The organism is bacterium (assembly GCA_035529855.1).
Classification (GTDB): Bacteria; RBG-13-66-14; B26-G2; order WVWN01; family WVWN01; genus WVWN01.
In genome coordinates this window covers 1-2,639 of the sequence record DATKVX010000109.1, presented here as the reverse complement: position 1 = coordinate 2,639, position 2,639 = coordinate 1, and the positions used below count along the sequence as shown (strand labels likewise).

The 2,639-nt window shown below is 60.9% G+C and carries 3 protein-coding genes; all 3 read left to right on the top strand.

Annotated features, from left to right (window positions below):
- Positions 1-578, top strand: a 578-nt coding sequence (locus VMX79_11210) for a DNRLRE domain-containing protein (protein HUV87666.1), incomplete at its 5' end; no start/stop codon positions are given.
- Positions 579-718: 140 nt separating this feature from the next.
- Positions 719-1,339, top strand: a complete 621-nt coding sequence (locus VMX79_11205; GenBank protein HUV87665.1) for a DNRLRE domain-containing protein — start codon at positions 719-721, stop codon at positions 1,337-1,339.
- A 154-nt stretch (positions 1,340-1,493) separates the two neighbouring features.
- Positions 1,494-2,639: glycosyltransferase family 39 protein (locus VMX79_11200; protein ID HUV87664.1), on the top strand; the 1,146-nt coding region annotated here is incomplete at its 3' end.

Here is a 2,639-nt window from a genome sequence, read left to right as displayed (position 1 = left end):
TCGCCGAGGAACTTACCCTTCAGCCCGGCGCCGAGGGCAAGGACGCGATGGTGAACATACTGCAGCCTTCGGTGAACTTCGGGAACAACGCGTACTTAACGGCTAATTTCGGGCCCGCGACCGAGGTGCGCGGGCTGGTGGAGTTCGAGGGGTTGTCCGCCATCTCGGGCGCCACGGTCAGTACGGCCTATCTGGACTTGTGGATAGACACCGCCAACTCGACGGACTACGACTTCGGCGTATACCGCATAACCGCGTCGTGGGAAGAGGCCACCGTAACCTGGCAGAACCAGCCGGAGCACGTCGCTACGCCCTACGACAAGATTAAGGTCTCCGGGGCCGTCGGCGGCCCGTATACCTGGAACGTTAAAGACCTGGTGCAGGAGTGGGCGAGTAAAACCTACCCCGACTACGGCCTAATGTTGAAGCGCGTCGACATGGAATACCCGAGTAATTGGCCGTATTTCTGCTCGAGCGACAATACCAACTCGGAATATCACCCGCGCTTGAGGGTCGACTACGTCCCGCCGGCCGTATCGCCGGCGTCGATGGGCAGAGTAAAAGCCCTCTTCAGGTAAAGCGGTCCGCTAATCTCGAGCCGGCCCGCGAGGCCGGCTTTTTTTGTTCCACACTCAAACTTTTATTATTTTTTTATTGACTCACGGATATTTAACTTGTAGGATGAAAATATAAGAAACCCTAACGAGGAGGTCGTATCGTGAGAGGCTTAGCTCTTTTTGTTGCGGTATTGCTCGCCGCGGCGACCGTTTCCGCCGCAACGCTCGTGCTCCAACCCGGCTATGAGGGTAAGGATTCCCACCTCACGACCAACCGCCCCTCCAGTAACTACGGTACCTATAGCTTGTTGACGGTTGCATATGTGCCCACTATGGCAAACCGTGGTATCGTGGAATTCGACCTAAGCCCGTGTACCGGGGCGACGATCAATTCCGCCTATCTCGAACTCTACAACGACAACCCTAACGCCACTTACGAATATTGCGGTATTTACCGGGTTTTGGCGGCCTGGGTAGAGATGAGCGTGACGTGGAACAACCAACCGGCCCACCACGCTACGGCGTACACTAAGACTATGATTGGCGGCAGGGGCGTTTGGAAATTCGACGTCAAAACGCTGGTCTCGGAGTGGGCGGCCGGGACGTACGCGAACTACGGGTTCATATTGAAAAAGGACAACGAAACGCGGGGGCTCTACCCAATGTTCTGCTCCAGCGACCACGTCAACTCGACTTGGCGGCCGAAGATCACCGTGGACTATGCGGAGGACTTTGCGGTCGTCCCCGACTCGGTTGGAAGGGTCAAGGCGCTTTTCAGGTAAAAGCCCCACGGCCAACGGAGCCGGCCCTCGTGGGCCGGCTTTTTTAGTTTTGCCCGGCCTTCGCGCACCCCGGAAATGGGCTTATTATCGTTGACGCCGCGGCCCGCCGTTGTTAATTTATACGAAACTAAAACGTTTATAAATAGTTTCCGACGTGGGAAAACCCGCCTACAATAAAACCGGATACGTAGTATTCGCCGCGGCGGCTACGGCCGCGGCCGCGGCGTTGTATATAGCCGCGGCTGGAGTATCCTGGGTCGGCGGGATATTCGGCGCTTTGGGCGACGCCGCCCGGCGCTGGGTCTCGTTCTTCTACGCCCGCGCGGATATGGCGGGCGACCCCGGGTTGTGGCTCAAGTACGCGCTGTGCTTCGCCGTCCCCGCGGTACTATGGGCCGCGGCCCTCGCGAAGCTGGCGCCGCGCGCCGGCCTCCGCGTCGCCGGCCTTATCGCGCAAAAATGGTTCGTTTATTTGATTATTATTTTATCGGTGGCGGGCGTCGCGTACGCCGCCGCGTTCTTCCTCGGCGACCGGGCCCTCGCCGTCGACGAGTCGACGCTGCTCTTCCAGAGCAAGATTTTTTGCCGGGGTAGACTGGCCGCGGCCGCGCCGCCCACGGAGGGCGACCTCGAGCACGCGTTCTTCCGTTCGCAAAACGAGGTCGTCCGCTTCGGCCGGTGGTTTTCGGCGGCGGCGCCGCTTCACCCGATGCTGCTGTGCGTAGGGAGGGCGGCGGGTTGGCCCAATTTAATCCCCGTATTAGCGGCGGCGGTTATGTTAGTCGCGGTTTACGCCATAGGCCGACGGTCGTTGGGCCCTTTCGGCGGCGCGCTGGCCGCGGTGCTGGCCGCGACGTCGCCCCTCTTTATTTTCACGCAGGCGTCGTATTCGTCGGGCGCCACGTTCGTCTGTTTTTTCGCGCTCGCGGCCTGGGCGTGTTGGGAGGTCGGGGAGGTATCGTCGAAAAAAGCCGCGCTCGCCCTGGGCGTCGCCGCCGGCGCGGCGTTCCTCGTTTCCGCGTATACCGCGTTGTATCTCGCGCTGCCGTTCGCGTGGTATTTATGGCGGCGGGCGCGCTCGCGGGCCGGCCGCGTCTATCGGCCGGCCTGGTTTGCCGCGGGCTTTGCTCCCTTCGTCGCCGCATGGATGTTTTACAATTGGCGCCAGACGGGCAACGTCTTCCTGCCGCCGCGGTTTTTCGCCGACGCGCCTTATTTCGGCTTCGGCGCCGGTTATGGGTTCCGGGACGCTATTTCCGCCGCGGCGCGGGGCGTGGTGGCGTTGTCGACCGAGGCGTTC